Raw genomic sequence first — 16792 nt, 5'->3', positions numbered from 1 at the left:
ACCGACGCGTCGGTCTAATTATCCGGCATGTCCATTCGCGAAGCTCAGAGGCCCCGGCGCTCGGCGGCCGCGACCGCGACGCGGGACCGTCTGTTTCACGTCGCGATGGAGGTCTTCGCCGAGCGAGGCTACCACGGCACGACAGTCGACGACATCGTGGCGGCGTCGGCGACGTCGAAGGGCGCATTCTACCACTACTTCTCGAGCAAGCAAGACGTGTTTCTCACGCTGATGGACGCGGTCGCCGGCGTGGTCGAAGCCGGTGCCGAAGCGGCGATCGCCGACGAGCCGACGGCGCTCCGCAAGGTCGAAAGCGCGCTCCGGGTCGTCTTGGAGACGGCCGAGGCGCGGCGGGATTTGGTGAAGATCCTGCTCGTCGAAGCGGTCGGGCTCAGCCCCGCCCTCGAGCAGAAACGTCTCGACATCCATCGCCGCTTCGCCCAGGTCATTCAACGGCATCTCGACCGCGCGGTCGTCGAGGGCGCGATCCCCTCCCAGAACACGGCGCTCGCCGCACAGGCGTGGCTCGGCACGCTTAACGAGGTGATCACGCAGTGGCTGGTCACGGGCGAGGGTCGCGTGACCGATCGGCTTCCAGACCTCAGAGTGCTGCTGCTCCGAAGCATCGGCGCGGCGGATGCGCGAAAGGAGAATGGCTCATGATGAGCCGGCGGACCATGTTGACGCTCGCGCTCAGCCTATCGTCATTGGGCGGCGCCGCCGGGCGGCTGGCGGCGCCCGCGCCGGCGCGCGGGCAGACACGACCGGCCCTGCACATCCGCGTGGTGCACGTTCCGGTGCTCATCTTCGCCCCGCTGTACGTCGCGATTGAGCGCGGCTACTTCACGCGGGAAGGGCTGGACGTGGAGCTGATCAGCACGCCGGGGGGCACCTCCGCGTTCGTGGTGCTCGCGAGCGGACGCGCCGAGGCCGTGATCGGCGGACTGGGCGCCGGCGTCTTCAACGCCGCGGCGCGCGGCCTCGATTTCAAGGTCGTCGGCCCGGTCCATCTCGAGCGCCCGCCGGTGAGCACGCCGCTTGTGGTGAGCCGCCGGGCGCACGATGCGGGAGAGATCCGCGCCGTGCGCGACCTCCGCGGCAAGCGAGTGTCGGTCAACGTGCTCGGATCCGCGACCGAGTTCTGGCTGAACGCGGCGATGCTGCGCGGCGGGCTGACGCTCGCCGACATCCAGCCGGTGGAGGTGAACTTTCCGGACGTGCCGGCGGCGCTGGCCAACGGCGCGATCGCGGCCGGCCTCCTCGGCGAGCCGCTCGCCACGCTCGCGGAGGACCGCGGGCAGATCGCCGTGCTGAGCGACGACTTCATCAACGGCGTCCAGGTCACCGCGGCGTACTTCGGCGGCGAGTTCATGCGCAGCCACCCCGACCACGCGGTGGGATTCATGGTCGCCTGGCTGCGCGCGTGCCGCGATCTCTCCGGCGGCGGCTTCCGCCGGCCCGACGTGGCCCGCATCATTCAGAAGTACACCGGCGTGCCCGCGGACGTCGTGCTGCGGGCGCGGCGGCCGTACTACGAACCGAACGGGGAGTTGAACTTTAACGACTTCGTGCGGCTCGAGGAGTTCTTCCGAACGCGCGGCGAGCTCACCTACACGCGGCCGCTGCCGCCGCGGGCCTACGTCGACACCTCCTTCGTACGGCGGGCGCTCGCGCTCGCGGGACCGTTTACGCCGTCGCCATGAAGGCGGCGGTCCTCGCGCAGCGGGACGCCGCGCTCGCGGCGTCCGCGGTCACGCACGCTTACCGCACCGACCGCGGGGAGATCCTCGCGCTACGGGAGGTGTCGCTGCGGATCGCGCCCGGGGAATTCTGCGCGCTGATCGGACCGTCGGGCTGCGGCAAGACGACCCTGCTCCATATCCTGGCCGGCCTGCTGCGGCCGACGGGCGGGACGGTCGCGGTGCCACCCGCGCAGCCGGGGCGGCTCGCTTCCGCGGTGGTGTTTCAGGGCATCTGCACCTTTCCGTGGATGACGGTGCTCGGCAACGTCGACTACGGTCTGCGCATGCTCGGGATCCCCCGCCCGGAGCGCGCCCGGCGGGCGGAAGCCGAGCTCCGCCGCGTCGGCCTCTGGGCGTTCCGCGACGCGTATCCGCGGCAACTCTCGGAAGGTATGCGCCAGCGCGTCAGCATCGCCCGCGCGCTCGCGTCCGACCCGGCCGTGCTGCTGATGGACGAGCCGTTCGCGAGCCTGGACGAGCAGACGCGCCTGGTGCTGCAAGACCAGCTGCTGACGCTCTGGCAGGAGCAGCGGCCCACCATTCTGTTCGTGACCCACAGCCTCGACGAGGCTGCGCGCCTGGCCGACCGGGTGCTGGTCATGAGCGCCCGGCCGGGCCGGATCAAGGCGGATATCCCCGTTCCGCTGCCGCGTCCCCGCGGGTACCGCGAGGTCCGCCGGGATCCGGCCTACGGGACCTTCACGGCACGCCTGTGGGACGATCTCGAGACCGAGATTGAGAGGCCGGCCCCGTGAAGGGACGCGCCGCGGACCGCGTCCTCGCCGTCCTGTCGCCGATCGCGCTGCTGGCGCTCTGGGAAGGCCTGAGCCGCGCCGGCGTGCTCGACGCCCGCTACGTCCCGGCGCCGAGCACGGTGCTGGGAACGGTCGCCGCCATGACGCGGACCGGCGAACTGCCCTACAACGTGGCCGTGAGCGTGCAGCGCATCGTGCTCGGCTTCCTCCTCGGCGCCGTGCCGGCGGTCGCCGTCGGCCTGTCGATGGGCCTGAGCCGGTCCGTGCGCGCCGCCCTCATGCCGCTCGTCTCGGCCATCTATCCGATCCCCAAGATCGCCGTCTACCCGCTGATCATTTTCTATCTCGGCATCGGCGAGGCGTCGAAGCTCAGCATCGTCGCGCTCAGCATCTTCTTCCTCGTGCTGCTCAACACCATGGCCGGCGTCCTCGGTCTCGACGAGGCCTACATGCGCATCGCGCGCGCGTACGGCGCGCGCGGATCCGCGGTGTTTGCGACCGTGGCGCTCCCGGGGGCGCTGCCGTCGATCTTCACGGGGCTCAAGCTCGGCATGGGGTTCGCGTTGATCGTGATCGTCGGCGCCGAGCTGCTCGGCTCGGACGCCGGCATCGGCCACCTGATTTGGCGCGCGTACCAGATCTTCGCGATCGACGTGATGTTTGCCGGGCTGCTCGTGACCGCGGCGCTCGGCTGGATCGCCACCGCCGCGCTCGATTGGCTGGAGCGGCGGGTGCTGCCCTGGCGGGCGTGACTCCGCCGGCCGACAAGCGGCCGCCCACCATGTCTTCCACGCCGGCCGTCGTGTCACCGACGCCGGGGCGCCTCGCGCTGTGGTGGCGCGCGACGCGGCCCTACTCGCTGACCGCCTCGGTCACGCCGGTGGTTGCGGGGACCGCCGCGGCCGCGCGGGACGGGCACTTCGATCCATTGATCTTCCTCGCCGCGCTCGGCGGGGCCGTCGCCATCCAGGCCGGCACCAACATGGTCAACGACTACTACGACTTCGCGCGCGGCGTCGACAACGGCGCGTCGGTCGGCCCGGGCGGTCTCATCCAGCACGGTCTGCTGGCCCCCGGCGCGGTGCTCGCCGGCGGCCTGGCGCTGTTCGCGGCCGGCAGCGCGCTCGGCCTTTGCCTCGTCGCCGTCGCCGGATGGCCGGTGCTCGTGGCCGGGATCCTGAGCGTGCTCGCCGGCTACGCGTATACCGGCGGCCCGCTGCCCCTAGGCTACATCGGACTCGGGGACCTGGTCGTCTTCATCTTCATGGGCCCCGTGATCGTGTTGGGGGCATATTTCGTGCAGGTCCGCGCCCTCGGCGCCGGCGCCTGGTGGGTCTCGCTGCCGATGGCCGCGCTCGTGACGGCGGTGCTGGTCGTCAACAACCTGCGCGACCTGGACGCCGACGGCCGGAGCGGGAAGCGCACGTTCGCCACCCTGATCGGCGAACGCGCGACGCGTGCGGAGTACATCGCGCTCGTGGGGACGGCCTACGCCGCGATTGCCGCGGCGGTGGTTTTTCGGGGGCTGCCGCCGCTCGCGCTGGCCGGTCTCCTCACGGCGCCGGCGGCCGCGGCGCTTTGCCGGCGCGTCGGCCGCGACACCGATCCGGTCGTGCTGACCGAGGCGCTCCGCGGCACAGCCAAGCTGCACCAGCGCACGGGGTTGTTGGTCGCCGCCGCGCTGCTGCTGGCGGGACCGCGCTGAGCCGCTACGGGACGACCGTGGTGGTCCGGCCCGCCGGTCCCGCCGCGGCCTGCGCCTCGACCGGAAGCAGGCGCACTACCGCGAGCGCGCGGTCATCGCGCGGGCCCGTGCCCGCCCAGTCCGCGACGGCGCGCATCACCGCGTCGGCGATGTCCTCCGCGGTCCCGTCCCGCGCCGCCGTAACGGCCGCAGCCAGGCGCGGCTCGCCGAACTGTTCGCCGTCCGCGCGGCGCGCCTCCGTCAGCCCGTCGGTGTACAGCGCGATCAGGTCGCCGGGGCCGACGGCCGTCTCGTGCGACACGTACCGCGCCTCCGGCAGAATACCGAGCAGCAGGCCGGTGACGTCGAGGAGCGCCGCGTCGGGCGCGTCGGCGCGCAGCAGCACCGGCGGCACGTGCCCCGCGCTGGCGAACCGGAAGATCCCGGCGGCGGGCGCGACCACGCCGTAGAACAGGCTCACGAACAGCGACGTCGCCGAATCGCGGACCAGCGCGGCGTTGAGCCGCGCGAGCACGTCGGCGGGATCGCGGCCGTCGAACGCAAGCGCCTCGAGCAGGTAGCGTGTCCGCGCGGCGAGCGTGGCGGCGGGAATGCCCTTCCCGGCCACGTCGGCGATGGCGAGGCCCACGCGCCCGTCGGCGAGCGGCAGCACGGCGTAGAAGTCGCCGCCGACTTCGCGGCTCGGCTGATAGCGGCCGGCCACCGCGAGGCCCGGGAGACGGACGCTCGGCGCCGGCATGAGCGCGTGCTGGATGATCCGCCCGATCTCCTGCTGCTGCTGGTAGGTCCGCGCGTTGCCGACCGCGAGGGCCACGCGGTCGGCGAACGTCTCGACGAGCCGGATCTCCGCCGGTCCGAACTCGCGCGGCCTGCGCGAGAACACCTGCATCACCCCGATCGTCTGGCCGCCGGCGCGGAGCGGCACGCTGAGCGCGGCCTGGACGTCGTGGGCGGCGAGATCGGGGTCGACCGCCCGAAGGGCTTCGACATCCACTGTCTGCACGGCGCGGTACCCCTGCGCGGTGCGCCCCGCGAGGCCTTCCCCAGGCGGCAGGCGCCGCGCGGTTCCGGGAATTCCGCCGAACGCCTCCGGCAAGACGAGTTCGCCGGTCGTGTCGTCGACGAACCAGATCGCGCCGCTGTCGCCGCCGAGCGCCGCCACGATGCGCTGGACGAGCGGGGGCAGCAGTTCGTTCAGCCGCACGGTCGAGAGCGCAACGTCGCTCACGCCCTGCACCGCGCTCATCTCGGCGACGGATCGCTCGAGCTGCGCGCTCATCTCATTGAAGGCCGCGGCCAGATCGCCGAGCTCGTCCGTGCGCCGCACCGGCACGCGATAGCCGACCTCGCCGCGGCCCACCCGCGCCGCGGCGCGTGCGAGCGCCTGAATCGGCGCGCTCAACTCGCCGCCCAGCACCCACGCGAGCCCGAGCCCAAGGGTGACGTAGGCTATCAGCCAGATCGCCTCGGTCAGCGTTTCCCGCCTGACCGGCTCGTAGGCGGACGATTCCGGCACGAGGACGACCGCGGCCCAGCCGAGGGACGAGATCGGCACCGCCGCGCCGATGTCCCGGGCGCGGGTGGTGGGATCCACGTACGCCTCGATGTAGCCGATGCGCCCTTGCAGGGCGGCCGCTACGGCGGGAACCGCGCGCAGCGGCTCCGCCGGACGCGCGCCGGCGCGCAGGTCGAACATGATGGAGCCGGCGCCGTCGAGCACGACCGCGTCCGCCTCGGGCGTGGCCGCCGTCGGCGCGGACGCCGGGAGCAGCGTCAGGTCGACGACCCCGTCCACGATCGCGGCAGCGACGCCGCCGTTCGTGATCGCCGCGGCGACTTCCACCACCGGGCGGCCCGCCGAGAGGCGCGGCGGCCCGACGGCCCATGGGGCGCCGCCTCGGACCAGGTCAAATGCCTGACCGCTGAGGCGCGCCCTCGGCGGCGACGGGGGATCGCCCGCCTCCACCCGGCCCTCGGGATCGGCGAGCGTGAGACGGAGAAAACCCGGCTCGCCGCGGCGGATCGCGGCAAAGAGCTGCGCGATCCCGCTCACCGGATAGGGCTGCGCGGTCACCGCCGCGCCGGCCACGCGCTCGGTGTGCACCGCCGTCGCGAAAAACGTGTTCACGTCTTCCGCGAGCGCGCGGGCAAGATCTTCCTGGGTCCGCACGACGGTGCTGCGGCGGTCCGCGTTGCGCTCGGCGTAGAGCACAACCGCGAGAACGAGGACCGGAATCATGCAGATCAGGATCACCGCGGCGATCTTACCGCGGATCCTGGTCCGTCGCCTCATTGTCGAGTCGCCCGGCGGACGGTCCGGCGGACGCTGCTACGTGCCGGCCGGCGGGTGATGGACCTTGTCGAGCGCCTCGCGCTCGGTCGGGCAGAGCGGCAGCACCTGATCGAGTCCCGTCAGGGTGAAGAGTTTGGCGATCTTCGGCTGCACCTCGGCGATCGCCATCTCCCCCTGCCGCTCGCGCACGCGCTTGAAGACGGCCGTCAGCACGCGCAGCGCGGTGCTGTCGAGGTACGTGGTCTTGCCGAGGTTGACGACGATCAACGGCGGCGTGCGCCCCGACGCCTTGGCGAGGGCCTCCTCGAGGCGCGGCGCGGTGTAGAGATCCACCTCGCCCGACACGTCGACGACGGTCACGTTGCCGTTGGTGCGCACTGCCACTTCAAGCTCCATGATTCGCCTCCACCCCGATCTGATCGTCCAAGGGCCTCCGGCGGCGTCGCGGCCTCCCGGCGGCGTTGCCGTCCGAGTCGGCGCCGTCCTAGCCGGCGTCCTGGCCCCCCGCGGCCTGGTAGAGCGCGATCCCTTTGTTGGCGATCGCCGATGCGACAAACCCCAACACAAACAAGAAGAGGCCCTTCGCGGCCACAAACAACGCTATGTCCCCCGCCGACCGGCCGCCCGCGGTGCCGGCCAGCGCCCCCGACGCGACGAGCTCCAGGTAGGCGAGGTAGAAGACCACCAGCAGCAGCAGAACCCCGAGCGTAAAGACCACGATCCCGCTGACGCGCCCAGTTTGGTCCCGCACGAGCACCGCCACCCCGCGCCTCCCTACTCGATGCGCGCGGTTGAGAGCGCGCGCGCGCAGGAGCAGTCCCGGGCCCGCGGCACGCGCCCGATCAAGGCGACCAGCAGGTGGCGCAGCCGCTCGTTGTTTTCCTGAAACACCCGCAGCACCGCCTCGTGACTCACCGGATCGACCGACGCGTCGCCTTCGACGCCGACGTCGTAGTCCGTGATCAGCGAGATGTTCACGTAGCAGAGCTCGAGCTCTCGGGCAAGGATGCACTCGGGGTAATTGGTCATGTTGATGACTTCCCAGCCCTGGTCCCGGAACCACCGGCTCTCCGAGCGCGTGCTGAACCTCGGCCCCTGGATCACCACCACCGTCCCCCGATCCCGGACCGGGATCCCGACCGCGTGCGCGGCCTCAACCGCGAGCCGCCGCAGCGTCGGGCAGTAGGGATCCGCCGCCGACACGTGCGTCGTGACCGGTCCGTCGTAAAACGTGTCCGGCCGGCCCCACGTCCGGTCGACGAATTGATCGCATACCACGAAGTCGCCGGGACGCACGGCTGCCTGAAGACTCCCGGCCGCGCAGGGCCCGATCAGCCACTGGACCCCCAGCGACTTCATCGCCCAGACGTTCGCGCGGTAATTGATGCGGTGCGGCGGAAGGCGGTGCGTGCGGCCGTGGCGCGGCAGGAAAGCCACGGAACGGCCGGCCAGCTCTCCGACCGTCACCACGTCGGCCGGCTCGCCGTACGGCGTTTCGATCTTCAGTTCCCGCGCGTCGTCGAGGAGCGAATAGAAGCCGGACCCCCCGAAAATCCCAATCTCGGCCTGCGCCACCCGCTACGCCTCCTTTACCCTGCGCCGACCCGATGGTATCATCCGTGCCGACGACGGGTCAACGCGACCGCGGTGAGACGCGGTGCGCCGCGACGTGCCGGTCACGGCACGATTTTTCTTTGCCGAGGAGGCCCTCCGTGTCCGCCCGGTCGATGCAGCCCATCGTTCCCCGTCCCTTCCGCGGTCCGAGCCGAGTCTGGTACGGCGACGGCGCTTCGGAACGCATCGGCGAGTGCGTGGCGGAGCTCGGCATCGCGCCCGGCACGGCACTCCTGGTCACGGACGCCGTGGTCGACCGGCTCGGGCTGGCGCGGGCGGTCGCCGACGGCCTGACCGCCGCCGGCTTTGCGCTCGAGCGCTTCGCCGACATCCCCGGCGAGCCGAGCGCCGAGGTCGCCGATCGGGCCGCGGCGCTGGCCCGCCGGGTCTCTCCCGTCCTCGTCTGTGCCGTCGGCGGCGGCAGCGTGATGGACGTCGCCAAACTGGCCGCGGCGCTCGTGCGAAATCCCGGCGGGGTGCTCGAGTATACGCACGAGATCGGCCGGCGATTCGCCGCGCCGTCGGTGCCGACGATCCTCGTGCCGACGACCGCGGGCACCGGGGCCGAGGCCAGCCAGAACGCGGTGATCACCCACGACAGCCGCAAGGCATTCGCGAACAGCCATCCGCATCTGTTGGCCGCCGGCGTGCTGCTCGATCCGCTCCTCACGCACTCGCTGCCGAAGACGGTCACGGCGCACACCGGCCTCGACGCGCTCAGCCACTGCGTCGAAGGCATGCTGTCGTCCGGCGCGACGCCGCTCACCGACATCACCGGGTCGCGGGGCATCGGGCTGATCTTCGAGGCGCTGCCGCGCGCCTACGCCGACGGCGGCGACACGCAGGCGCGGGCGCAGATGACGCTCGCGGCCTACCTCGGCGGGCTCACGCTCAACGCCGGCATGATTCTCGGGCACTCGATCGCCTACACAATCGCCAACCGGCTGCATCTCCCGCACGGCTTTTCGTGCGCGCTCGCCCTGCCGTACGCGATGGCGTACAGCCGCGATGCCGCGGCGGATCGCCTGCGGCGGATCGGGGCGGCCGCGGGCGGCCATGACACGGCGGCCGGTGGCGGAGCGGACGCCGCGGACGGCGGCGCGGTGCGCCGCGTGCAGTCGCTCGGGCTCGACGTCGGGATGCCCGAAGCGCTGCGCACCCTCGGCCTCGAGCGGGAGCGTCTTCCCGAGCTCGTGGACGAGTGCCTGGCCCGCTACCCGCGTCCGAACAATCCGCGTCCGCTGGCCGGCGAGCCGCTGCTCTCACTCTACACCGCGATGTGGGAAGGCCGCCCGGCGGACGCCTGGCGCGGATGAGCGACCCCGTGATTCTAATGACATCGTTGCCGGGCGCTTCAATTTCATCGTCGCCCGCCGCGGGTCGGCAGGCAGGTCGCCCGGCACGGCCGTACCGGGCCGTGCTCTTCGACCTGGACGGCACGCTCCTCGACAGCGCCGACCTGATCGTGACGTCCTTCGTCGAGACCTGCCGGACGCTGCTCGGCCGGACGCTCGACCGCGAGGAGACGCTGCGCAGCTGGAGCTGGCCGGTTCGCGCCAAGTTCCACGCGCTCGCGCCCGACCGCGCCGACGAGCTGACGCAGGAGTATCTCCGCCGCTACCTCGCGATGCACGACGAACGCGTGCGGCTGTTCCCGGGCGTGCCGGACGTGCTCGACGCGCTGAGCGCGCGCGGCTATCTCCTCGGCATCGTCACGTCGAAGCGGCGCGCCACGGCCGGCGCCGCGGTGCGCGCGTTCGGCCTGGACCGGTGGTGCCGCGCGGTCGTCGTGGACGAGGACGTGCGCCGCCACAAGCCGGATCCGGAACCCGTGGCGCTCGGCGCCCGCCTGCTCGGTGTCGCCGCCGCGGACGCGCTCATGGTCGGGGACAGCGTCGAGGACATGGCCGCCGGCCGCGGGGCCGGCGCCGGTACCGCGGCCGCGCTGTGGGGCGCCCAACACTTGGACGCGGTGCTGGCCGAGCGGCCGGACCACCGGCTCGAGCGTCCGGAAGCGCTGCTGGCGGTCTGCCGTTAATTAGACGCGCAAGGCAGTTGACTCACTCGTACGTGCGCGGCCGCGGCGTCAAGGTAGTTCAACTACGGCGGCCGCCGCGCAGACGCGCGATGTAGAGCCGCGCGGCGTGTTCCATGGACGCGGCGCGCAGCGCGTCCTCCTCGGCGTGCGCCGCGTCCTCCGCCGCCCACCGGTCCGCCGCGTCGTAGGCTGCGTCGTCGCCCGCGCGCGCGGCGCGCGCGCCGGGCGGGCCTCCGCGCCACCGCGTCAGTGCCCCTGCCGCGAGGGCCAGCCGTTCGGCCAGCGCCGGCACCCGCCGCACCGCTACCTCCGTCACCAGAAGCGCCAGCGAGACCGCGACGAGCGGCGGCCATGCGTCGCGCGAGCCGCTGCCCGGCCCCGGCCGGAAGACGTCCGCGGGATCCGAAAGAAACGCGCCGCCGCCGGTTTCCACGATGCGGCTCAACAGCGCGGGCCCGCCGGGTGCAGGCCGCAGCTCGGGCGAGTACGGCACGATGAGTCCGGCGATGCGGGTGCCGACGAGGGCGGCGTTTTCGCGCGCGCCCACGACGACCGCGTAGGTGCCCGGCGCCGCGGCGGGCCAGGCCCCTTCGTACCGTCCCGGCACCGTCTCGGCGAGGGCGATCGGCCGCTCGGCGCCGTCAGGCGCCGAGACGCGCCCCGTGACGGCAAGACCGCTCCACGGCGCACCGTTGGGCCGCCGGACGTCGAGCACGACGTGCCCCTCCCCGCCGGAGGCGGTCGTCTCGGCGTACAGGCCGCTGCCTTCGTCACGCAGCATCCACCGCACGGCCTGTGACCAGAAGCGCGCGGCGTCCGGCCAGGTCCCCCACCCCGAGGTCCATCGCAGGCCGTCGTCGGACGTAAACGCGACTGCGCGGCCGAGCCCGTACTGCCAGGTCGCAAGCACCGGATCGCGGCGCGGGCTCGACAGCGCCACGTCGGCCGAAGGCTTCGGCACCGTGGCCACGTAGCCGTCCACCGGGGGCGGCGCGGAGAGGCCGGCCAGGGTCGGCGCCGCGCCGCCGCGACCGAGGGGCGAGCGGGTTTCGATCAGGTACGACCGCGTGGCCAGGAACGCCTCGGTCGTGAAGATCTCGGGGATCGCGTACAGATCCTTCGCAAAGTAGGTGCGGCCGAGCCCCCACGCCGCGAGGTTGCGCATGAGGGCGAGATCGGCGTCGTGTCCGATCGCCACCGTGCTCAAGGTGACGCGGTCTCGCGCCATGCCCGTGGCCAGCGCACGGAAACTGGCGCCCGCCGGCGGGGGATCGGTGAGCCCGTCGCTCACCACGATCACATGCCGGAGCCGCGCGGGTGAGGTCCGCAGCGCCGTGTGAGCCGCCTCGAGCGGCGGGTACATGACGGTGCCCCCGCCCGCCTGCAGCTTCGCGATCTCCTCGAGCACGCGGCTCCGGAACCGCGCCTCGGTCATCGGCACGAGCCAGCGATATTCCTGATCGAACGTGATCACGCCGATCAGGTCGTGCTCGCCGAGATGGTCGATGACGGACGCGGCGACTTCCTTCGCCAGCTCTTCCTTGGCCAGCTCGGTGCCGAACGCTTCCATGCTGCCGGAGGTGTCGATCACGAGCACGATCGCGACGGTCGGCAGCGTGGCGGTCTGCCGTACGTCCATCTTGACGGGCAGCGCCGCCTCGAGCGGCGTGCCGGCATAGCCACCGACCCCGAAGCTGTGCGGCCCGCCGATCGCGGCGAGGCCGCCGCCGGCCGCGGCGACAAACGTGCGCAGGGCTTCCTGCTGCGTGCGGCTCAACTCGGTGGCCGGTACGTCGTCCAGCACGACGCCGGCGTAGGGCGCGAGGTCGCCCGGCGACGCGGGGATCCCGTCGGGCGACCGCACGTCCACGTCCATCCCCTGCCGGCGGAGCCACTCGGCGAGCGGCCGGCCTCCGTCCGAGGCGAACAACACGCGGGGCCGCCCGCGGACCACGACCAGGACCTCGCCGTGCTTGTTGCCGGCCAGCGCGCTCGGCGATGACTCGACGTCGACAGTGTAGCGGATCGGGCCCGGGGTAAGCGCGATCTCGGGAAAGCGGACCGCGGTCTCGCCCGGCGCAAGCGACAGCTGCCGAACCGCGCTGGATACGCCGTTTCGGCGGAGGGTGACGGTCGCCGAGGCGGCGGCCGTGGCTTCCAAGACTGCGCGAACCTCGTACCGTTCGCCGGGCCGGACTTCCTGCGGCGCGACCACATCGTCGACCAGCACGTCCGCGGCCGGCGGGCCGCCGAGCGGCACGACATCGATCGGGATGCCCGCCGCGCCCGCCGCGCGCGCGGCCGCCGCGGCGTCGCCGCTGTTCTCGCCGCCGTCGCTCAGCAGTACGATGCGCCGCGTCCCTTCGGCGGGAAGGATGCTCCGCGCGAGATCGAGCGCGGCCCCGATGTCGGTCGCGTCGGGCTCCGGCCCGACCCCGAGATCGCCGGCCTCGACGCGCGGCGCCACGGGAACCCGCAGCGCGGGCCGCCCGCCGAACGTGATCACGCCGGCCCGGTCCTGCGTGCGCATGCGGGCGAGCGCGCCGCGCACGAACGCGGTCTCCGTGTCCCCGGCGCCGGACGCCGTCACACTGAGGGAACGGTCCACCGCCAACACGACGGACGCGCCGGTGGCGGGCACGCGCACGGCCGGACCGGCCGCTGCGAGCACGAGCAGCGCCACCATCGCCGCGCGCAGCGCGGACGCGATGCGCCACCGCCGGCCGGCGCGGCGGCCGCCCAACCGCAGCACCAGCACCACGCACGGCAGCAACAGCAGCGCGAGCGGCCGGGCGAAGGTCACGAGCGGCATCAGGCGTCCCCGCCGTGCCGCCGGGTAGCGAGCGCCCACTCGCCGAGCGCTACCGCGACGGCCCCCAGCACGAGCCAAGGCCAGAGCGCGAGACGGGCCAGCACCTGCTGGACCGGCGGGGGTGACGCGGCGCCGGACACGCCGGGGGCGATGAGGCCGGCGGCCTCGGACCCGGCGCTCACCGACACCGCCCGCTCGCCGGCCGGTGTGGTCAGCCGGTACACGCCGGCACGCGGCAGCGCGAACGAAAACACGCCATCCCGGGCCGCCACGTCGATGCGCGCCCCGTCGGGCCGCCGCAGCACCGCCCGATCCGCGCCCGCCGCCGGTACCTCCAGCGTCTGCCCGGCGTGGAGGTCGGCGGCGTCGCCGCCGAGCCAGGCGAGGCTGTTCACCAACAGCACCGGGAACGCGACGTGCTGCGGAAGGTCGGAGTCCGCGAGACCGAATGCGAGGACGATCGCGCGCAACCCCCGGCCCTCGTACGCCCACAGGAGCGGCGACGGTCCCGCGGCGAGCACGTGCCCGGATTCGGGGGCGAGCCGCAGCGCTTGACGGACGTGCACGTCCCCGAAGTCGACAAACCGCAGCACCGGATCGCGCCGGTCCCATGTCGCGATGTCGGGCGCGTCGACGACGCCGGAGGGATTGGCCGGCAGGTTCGGCGGGACAGTCCCGATCGCCAGGTAGCGGCCGGGCGGCACGGCACCGGTCGTCACGCGGTCGAGGATCACCACGTCGTAGCCGCGCCACGCGGCGGGGTCGGTCTCCCGCGTCACCGCGGCCCGCGAGACCGGCGCGACGCGCAGCAGCCGCTCGAGCGGCGGATCGTCCGGCCCGACAAGCAGCACGGACGGCAGCGGAGCGGGCGCGAGGAGCGCGTCCGCGGTCTTGTCGTCGGGCAGCGCGTCGCGCACGTCGAGCTGCGCGCGCAGCACGCCGGCGTCCGCCTCCCCCCGCGGGGCAGACACCGGGAACACGACGGTCCGCGTTTCGCCCGCGGCCAGCGCGAGGGTCTCGCCGTACACCGGGCTGCCGTCCCGCGTCACGCGCAGCGGCGCGCGCACCGCCGCGCGGCCGAAGTTGGTCACCCGCACGAGGGCTTGGACGGTCTCCGCGTCCCGCACGACGCGCAGGGCGACGATGCCGGTGTTATCGTCCGCCGCGCCGAGGACGCGGGTGGTGACGTTCGGCAGCGCCGGCACGGGCGATCGCGCGGCGTCGGTCCAAACGAAGATCCGTCCGCGCGGTCCCGGCACGAGCTGTACGGCCAGATCGACGGCCCCGCGGACGTCGCCGGCCACGTCCCACGGCTGCGCCTGGGCCAGCGCGGCGGCGAGTCGGCGGCGGTCGGCGGTCGGCGGAACGAGCACGAGCGGATGCGCGGCGGCGAGCACGAGGGCCGCGCGGTGGCCCGGGCCGAGGCGCGCCAGCACGTCGCGCGCCTCGGCCCGAGCCCGATCGAATCGCGTCGGGGCCACATCCCGGGCGCGCATCGACATCGACCCGTCCAGCACCAGCACCACGTCCCCATTCCCGGCCGTCCAGCCGAGGAGCGCGGGCTGCGCGAGCGCCATTGCGATGCCGGCCGCGGCGACGATTTGCAGCAGCAGCAGCAGGCTCCGCTCGACGCGGCGCGAGGGACGAAACGCCGCCCACGACGGCTGCGACTTCACCCACAGCAGCACGCTGCTCACGACGTGCTCCCGGCGCCGCACCCGCAGCAGGTAGAGCACGACCAGCACCGGGACCGCCGCGAGCGCCCACAGCGTGGCCGGCGCGCCGAAGGTCACCGCACCAACCCTCCCTGCCGGAGGTAGCGCAGCACGAGCGAGTCGGCCGGCACGGTCGAGGTCGTCCGCAGATAGTCAATGCCGTGCCGGAAGCAGAACTGCTGGATGCCCTCGAGGTAGGCGTCGCGCGCCTCGGCGTAGGCCCGCAGGGCGTCGGCGTCGATCGTCACTTCCACGGCCCGGCCCGTTTCCGCGTCGATGAGGCGCAGCTCGCCGGACAGCCGCGGGGCGAGTTCGTCCTCGGCGAGGACGTGAATGACGAACGTCTGCATCCCATGGTGCCGCGCCCGCAGCAGGCCGTCCTCATAGCCGTGAGGATCGAGCAGGTCGGAGATCACGACGAGCAGCCCGCGGCGGGGCGATTCGTCGAGCGTTCGCCGCAGCGCGAGGCCGAGGTCGGTCGTGCCCTCCGGCGCGATGCCGTCGAGAAACCGCAGGAGGTCGAAGGCGCGGCCGCGGCCGCGCAGCCGGCTCAACCGCGGGCCGGGGCCGGAGGAGAAGACGCCGACCTCGACGCGATCGAGGTTGACGAGGCCGATGTAGCCGATCGCGGCGGCGAGTTGCTTGGCCAGGAGCAGCTTGCTCGGCGCGCCCGCGGCCATCGACCGGCTCGTGTCGATCAGCAGGTGGACGTCGAGATCCTCTTCCTCGCTGAACAACTTGACGAACAGGCGGTCGAGGCGGGAGGCGATGTTCCAGTCGATGTAGCGGTAATCGTCGCCGGGCTCGTACGCGCGGTAGTCGTCGAACTCGATGCCGCGCCCCCGCACCAGGCTGCGCCGCTCGCCGCGCTGCCGTCCCCGCACGCGGCGCCGGCTGACGAGGCTGAGCGCTTCGAGCCGCTGAAGAAACGCCGGATCGAGCAGCCCGGCCTGATCCCGCGGCGCGGCCGCGGCGGGTGCCCCCGCGGCGTCAGACACATGGTCGCCGGCCGCGGAGCGGCCGGCAGGCGGCGACGCGGGCTCGGGCAGCGGACGGTGGGAGAACATGCGGCGGCGCCGATCAGGCGTTGACCGTCGGGGCCGTCCGCGCGTCCGTATGGCGGATCGCGTCCTCGATGACACGCTCGGCATCGACGCCCTGGGCTTCGCCCTCGAAGTTCAAGAGAATCCGGTGGCGCAGCGACGGGACGGCGAGCGCCTGCAAATCTTCGGTCGCCACGTGGGCGCGGCCCTGCGCGAGCGCGCGGACCTTGCCGGCGCGGATCAGCGCCTGCAGCCCGCGAGGACTCGCGCCGTACCGCACGAACCGGCGCGCCGTTTCGGTCGCGCCCTCCGGTCCGGGATGGGTCGCCAGCACCAAACGCGCCGCGTACTCCTGCACGTGGGAGGCGACCGGGACCTCGCGCGCGAACGCCTGCAGGCCGCGCAGCGCCGCGCCGTCGACGACGCGGCGGGCGCCGGGCGTCTCCGGCCCCGTGGTGCGCTCCGCGATCTCGCGCAGCTCGTCGAGCGCGGGAAAGGCGACGCGCAGCTTGAACAGGAAGCGGTCGAGCTGCGCCTCCGGAAGCGGATAGGTCCCCTCCATCTCGATCGGGTTCTGCGTCGCCAGGACGAGAAAAGGCTCCGGAAGCGGGTAGGTCGTGCGCGAGATCGTGACGTGGTGCTCCTGCATCGCCTCGAGCAACGCGGCCTGGGTCTTGGGCGTCGCCCGGTTGATCTCGTCGGCCAGGAGGAGGTGGGCGAAGATCGGCCCCGGCTGAAACTGGAAGGACTTGCGGCCGGCGTCGTCCTCGAGAATCAGCGTCGTGCCGGTCACGTCGGCCGGCATCAAATCCGGAGTGAACTGAATTCGGCTGAAGTCCAGGTGAAGGGCCTCGCCCAGGGTTCGGACCAGGAGGGTCTTGCCCAGGCCCGGGGCGCCTTCCAGCAGGACGTGTCCGCCGGCGAGGATCGCGGTGAGGACGCCGCGCACGACCTCCTCCTGGCCCACGATCGCCACGCGAAGCGCGTCCTCGATGCGATGCGCGATCGTCCGAAACTCTTCCGGTCGCAGCGTGACGTCGGTCGATTGCATGATGTCTCACCAAGGGCAGACCTT

Annotated in this window: 15 protein-coding genes; 7 read left to right on the top strand and 8 right to left on the bottom strand. The window is 72.9% G+C overall.

The window, feature by feature from the left end:
- Nucleotides 1-27: 27 nt before the first annotated feature.
- From VKT83_18260 to menA, 5 genes are read left to right on the top strand one after another with little or no spacing between them, the layout of a single operon-like run.
- Nucleotides 28-663 carry a TetR/AcrR family transcriptional regulator gene (locus VKT83_18260; protein HLY24414.1) on the top strand — a complete coding sequence of 212 codons (636 nt, stop codon included), beginning with the start codon at nucleotides 28-30 and terminating at the stop codon, nucleotides 661-663.
- Nucleotides 660-1703: an ABC transporter substrate-binding protein gene (locus tag VKT83_18255; protein ID HLY24413.1), complete on the top strand. Its 1044-nt coding sequence runs from the start codon at nucleotides 660-662 to the stop codon at nucleotides 1701-1703. The genes VKT83_18260 and VKT83_18255 overlap by 4 nt, the downstream gene beginning before the upstream one ends.
- Nucleotides 1700-2497 (top strand): ABC transporter ATP-binding protein, encoded by a 798-nt coding sequence (locus tag VKT83_18250; GenBank protein ID HLY24412.1) that lies wholly within the window; start codon nucleotides 1700-1702, stop codon nucleotides 2495-2497. The genes VKT83_18255 and VKT83_18250 overlap by 4 nt, the downstream gene beginning before the upstream one ends.
- Nucleotides 2494-3249, top strand: coding sequence for an ABC transporter permease (locus VKT83_18245; protein ID HLY24411.1), 756 nt, complete (start codon nucleotides 2494-2496; stop codon nucleotides 3247-3249). Before VKT83_18250 ends, VKT83_18245 begins: the two co-directional genes overlap by 4 nt.
- Before the next feature lie 29 nt (nucleotides 3250-3278).
- Entirely contained in the window at nucleotides 3279-4202 is a 924-nt protein-coding gene (gene menA / locus VKT83_18240; GenBank protein ID HLY24410.1) for a 1,4-dihydroxy-2-naphthoate octaprenyltransferase, read from the top strand.
- 4 nt (nucleotides 4203-4206) lie between these two features.
- On the opposite strand, the gene VKT83_18235 is transcribed toward menA, so the two are convergent.
- The 4 genes from VKT83_18235 to VKT83_18220 all read right to left on the bottom strand — a co-directional run bounded on the left by VKT83_18235 (nucleotide 4207) and on the right by VKT83_18220 (nucleotide 8070).
- Nucleotides 4207-6495 carry a SpoIIE family protein phosphatase gene (locus VKT83_18235; protein ID HLY24409.1) on the bottom strand — a complete coding sequence of 763 codons (2289 nt, stop codon included), beginning with the start codon at nucleotides 6493-6495 and terminating at the stop codon, nucleotides 4207-4209.
- A 36-nt stretch (nucleotides 6496-6531) separates the two neighbouring features.
- Entirely contained in the window at nucleotides 6532-6891 is a 360-nt protein-coding gene (locus VKT83_18230; GenBank protein HLY24408.1) for an STAS domain-containing protein, read from the bottom strand.
- 88 nt (nucleotides 6892-6979) lie between these two features.
- Nucleotides 6980-7258, bottom strand: a complete 279-nt coding sequence (locus VKT83_18225) for a hypothetical protein (GenBank protein ID HLY24407.1) — start codon at nucleotides 7256-7258, stop codon at nucleotides 6980-6982.
- An 11-nt stretch (nucleotides 7259-7269) separates the two neighbouring features.
- Nucleotides 7270-8070 carry an S-methyl-5'-thioadenosine phosphorylase gene (locus VKT83_18220; protein HLY24406.1) on the bottom strand — a complete coding sequence of 267 codons (801 nt, stop codon included), beginning with the start codon at nucleotides 8068-8070 and terminating at the stop codon, nucleotides 7270-7272.
- Between the two features lie 137 nt (nucleotides 8071-8207).
- Between VKT83_18220 and VKT83_18215 the strand changes: the two genes are divergently transcribed.
- Together VKT83_18215 and VKT83_18210 are read left to right on the top strand one after the other, a co-directional pair.
- Nucleotides 8208-9425: an iron-containing alcohol dehydrogenase gene (locus VKT83_18215; protein ID HLY24405.1), complete on the top strand. Its 1218-nt coding sequence runs from the start codon at nucleotides 8208-8210 to the stop codon at nucleotides 9423-9425.
- A gap of 101 nt (nucleotides 9426-9526) precedes the next feature.
- Nucleotides 9527-10147, top strand: a complete 621-nt coding sequence (locus tag VKT83_18210; GenBank protein ID HLY24404.1) for an HAD-IA family hydrolase — start codon at nucleotides 9527-9529, stop codon at nucleotides 10145-10147.
- A gap of 58 nt (nucleotides 10148-10205) precedes the next feature.
- Here VKT83_18210 and VKT83_18205 read toward each other — a convergent pair whose 3' ends face one another.
- The 4 genes from VKT83_18205 to VKT83_18190 all read right to left on the bottom strand — a co-directional run bounded on the left by VKT83_18205 (nucleotide 10206) and on the right by VKT83_18190 (nucleotide 16768).
- Nucleotides 10206-12959 (bottom strand): VWA domain-containing protein, encoded by a 2754-nt coding sequence (locus tag VKT83_18205; protein HLY24403.1) that lies wholly within the window; start codon nucleotides 12957-12959, stop codon nucleotides 10206-10208.
- Nucleotides 12959-14752, bottom strand: coding sequence for a VWA domain-containing protein (locus VKT83_18200; GenBank protein ID HLY24402.1), 1794 nt, complete (start codon nucleotides 14750-14752; stop codon nucleotides 12959-12961). Before VKT83_18200 ends, VKT83_18205 begins: the two co-directional genes overlap by 1 nt.
- A complete protein-coding gene (locus VKT83_18195) occupies nucleotides 14749-15672 on the bottom strand; it encodes a DUF58 domain-containing protein (protein HLY24401.1) in 924 nt (307 codons plus the stop codon). The genes VKT83_18200 and VKT83_18195 overlap by 4 nt, the downstream gene beginning before the upstream one ends.
- Before the next feature lie 82 nt (nucleotides 15673-15754).
- Nucleotides 15755-16768 (bottom strand): AAA family ATPase, encoded by a 1014-nt coding sequence (locus tag VKT83_18190; GenBank protein HLY24400.1) that lies wholly within the window; start codon nucleotides 16766-16768, stop codon nucleotides 15755-15757.
- Nucleotides 16769-16792: the final 24 nt, after the last annotated feature.

It is taken from the genome of bacterium (assembly GCA_035308905.1).
Lineage (GTDB): Bacteria > Sysuimicrobiota > Sysuimicrobiia > Sysuimicrobiales > Segetimicrobiaceae > DASSJF01.
Note: the sequence above shows the minus strand (reverse complement) of the source record. Positions and strands in the feature narration are given on the sequence as shown.

Coding starts and splice junctions, on each gene's coding strand:
- VKT83_18250 (HLY24412.1), top strand. CDS start 1,700: ATGAAGGCGGCGGTCCTCGCGCAGCGGGACGCCGCGCTCGCGGCGTCC.
- VKT83_18230 (HLY24408.1), bottom strand. CDS start 6,891: ATGGAGCTTGAAGTGGCAGTGCGCACCAACGGCAACGTGACCGTCGTC.
- VKT83_18235 (HLY24409.1), bottom strand. CDS start 6,495: ATGAGGCGACGGACCAGGATCCGCGGTAAGATCGCCGCGGTGATCCTG.
- menA (HLY24410.1), top strand. CDS start 3,279: ATGTCTTCCACGCCGGCCGTCGTGTCACCGACGCCGGGGCGCCTCGCG.
- VKT83_18255 (HLY24413.1), top strand. CDS start 660: ATGATGAGCCGGCGGACCATGTTGACGCTCGCGCTCAGCCTATCGTCA.
- VKT83_18260 (HLY24414.1), top strand. CDS start 28: ATGTCCATTCGCGAAGCTCAGAGGCCCCGGCGCTCGGCGGCCGCGACC.
- VKT83_18205 (HLY24403.1), bottom strand. CDS start 12,959: ATGCCGCTCGTGACCTTCGCCCGGCCGCTCGCGCTGCTGTTGCTGCCG.
- VKT83_18190 (HLY24400.1), bottom strand. CDS start 16,768: ATGCAATCGACCGACGTCACGCTGCGACCGGAAGAGTTTCGGACGATC.